At 65.8% G+C, this 1,283-nt stretch carries 1 protein-coding gene and 1 pseudogene; one reads left to right on the top strand and one right to left on the bottom strand.

Features of this window, described 5'->3' with window-relative positions; all coding sequences use genetic code 11:
* The first annotated feature begins 60 nt into the window (after window positions 1-60).
* A complete protein-coding gene (locus ABYB95_RS23645; protein ID WP_372662867.1) occupies window positions 61-1,038 on the top strand; it encodes a calcium/sodium antiporter in 978 nt (325 codons plus the stop codon).
* Between the two features lie 7 nt (window positions 1,039-1,045).
* On the opposite strand, the pseudogene ABYB95_RS23640 reads toward ABYB95_RS23645, so the two are convergent.
* A pseudogene (locus ABYB95_RS23640) lies at window positions 1,046-1,283 on the bottom strand (SDR family NAD(P)-dependent oxidoreductase); the annotation flags it as partial.

The raw sequence follows: 1,283 nt of genomic DNA, 5'->3' as shown, positions 1-1,283 counted from the left end.
GGCGTGCAGGCCCTGCGAGAATAGGGAATTCTCCTCCAACCCAGATCCTCTGCTTGCGCCATGCTGCTGCCCTCTCTTGCTCTGCTTGTCGGACTGGCCCTGCTGGTGTGGAGCGCCGACCGGTTCGTGGAAGGCGCGGCCGCCACCGCCACGCATTTTTCGGTGCCGCCCTTGCTGGTGGGCATGGTGATCGTGGGGTTCGGCACTTCAGCGCCCGAGATGGTGGTGTCCACGCTGGCCGCCTCGCAGGGCAATCCGGCGCTGGCACTGGGCAATGCCTGGGGCTCGAACATCGTCAACACTTCGCTCATTCTCGGCGTCACGGCGCTGGTCAGTCCCATCCTGGTGCGGTCGGTGATTTTGCGCCAGGAGTTGCCGGTTCTGATCGGCGTGACCGCGCTGGCGGCCTATCTGGTCTGGGACGGTGGCCTGAGCCGGCTCGATGCATGGGTCTTGTTGGGGGTGTTTGGTGTCTTGATGGGCTGGTCGATTGTGGAAGGCATGCGCGGTTCGAGCGACACCCTGGGCACCGAGACCGCCACAGAAATGAAAAGCCGTGCCATGCCCTTGCCCAAAGCGCTGATGTGGCTGGCGCTGGGCTTGCTGGTGCTGGTGGGCAGCTCGCGCCTGCTGGTCTGGGGTGCGGTGTCGATTGCGCAGTCGCTGGGCATCAGCGATCTGATCATCGGCCTGACGGTGGTCGCCGTGGGCACCTCGCTGCCCGAACTGGCCTCGTGTGTGGCGGCCGCGCGCAAGGGCGAACACGATATTGCCCTGGGCAATGTGCTGGGCTCCAACCTCTTCAACACGCTGGCCGTGGTCGGTATCGCAGGCGCGATTGCCCCCATGGACATCGCGCCCGAACTGCTCACGCGCGACCTGCCGGTGATGGCCGGCCTCACCCTGGTGCTGTTCGTGATGGGCTGGGGCTTTCGCGGTCGCCCTGGCCGCATCAACCGGGTGGAAGCCTCGGTCTTGCTGCTCGCCTATGTGGCCTATACAGCCTGGGTGCTGACCTCGGTGGCCAACGCCGGTTGAACCGGCTTCAGGCACCGGGGCCGCGCAGGCCTTCTGCCACGGTCGGGTAGCGCAGCTTCAGGCGCAACTCCTGCTTCAGGCGCTGGTTGTGCAAGCGGCGCGATTCGCTCATGAAACTCAACAACACCAGCGGCAACTGGTCACCAGCGGCGTCGCGCGCGATGCGGGGCGGTCTGGGCATGCCGTAGAGGTCGGCGGCCAAGTCGAAGTAGTCCCCCATCTTGAGCTGGGTGTCGTCCACCACG

Source organism: Hydrogenophaga sp. (assembly GCF_041633695.1).
Lineage (GTDB): Bacteria > Pseudomonadota > Gammaproteobacteria > Burkholderiales > Burkholderiaceae_C > Hydrogenophaga.
This window is presented reverse-complemented; position numbering and strand designations above follow the sequence as displayed.

Coding starts and splice junctions, on each gene's coding strand:
- ABYB95_RS23645 (WP_372662867.1), top strand. CDS start 61: ATGCTGCTGCCCTCTCTTGCTCTGCTTGTCGGACTGGCCCTGCTGGTG.